Annotated in this window: 1 protein-coding gene; it reads left to right on the top strand. The window is 44.9% G+C overall.

Annotated features, from left to right (window positions below):
* A partial coding sequence (locus BN338_RS11385; RefSeq protein WP_156809282.1) for a hypothetical protein occupies positions 1 to 144 on the top strand: 144 nt, incomplete at its 5' end.
* Between the last annotated feature and the right edge of the window lie 90 nt (positions 145 to 234).

The following is a 234-nucleotide window of genomic DNA, read 5'->3' as shown; positions in this document are numbered from 1 at the left end:
TTTGGCTATGAAAAAGCCGCTGAAATTGCCAAAGCAGCGCACAAAAATGATACAACGCTGCGCACTGAAGCCCTCAAAGCAGGCGTTTCTGGAGAGGATTATGACCGGCTGGTTGATCCCAAAAAGATGATCGCGCCCCAATAAAAAATCCGCTAAAGAAGATGCAAACTTCTTAAACCTTATCCATCCAATATAATCGGGGCACCCACGCCTCGATTATATTGGATGATGATT

The organism is Bartonella queenslandensis AUST/NH15 (assembly GCF_000312585.1).
Classification (GTDB): Bacteria; Pseudomonadota; Alphaproteobacteria; order Rhizobiales; family Rhizobiaceae; genus Bartonella; species Bartonella queenslandensis_A.
The sequence above is the reverse complement of the archived record's forward strand: the minus strand, read 5'-3'. Positions and strand labels throughout refer to the sequence as shown.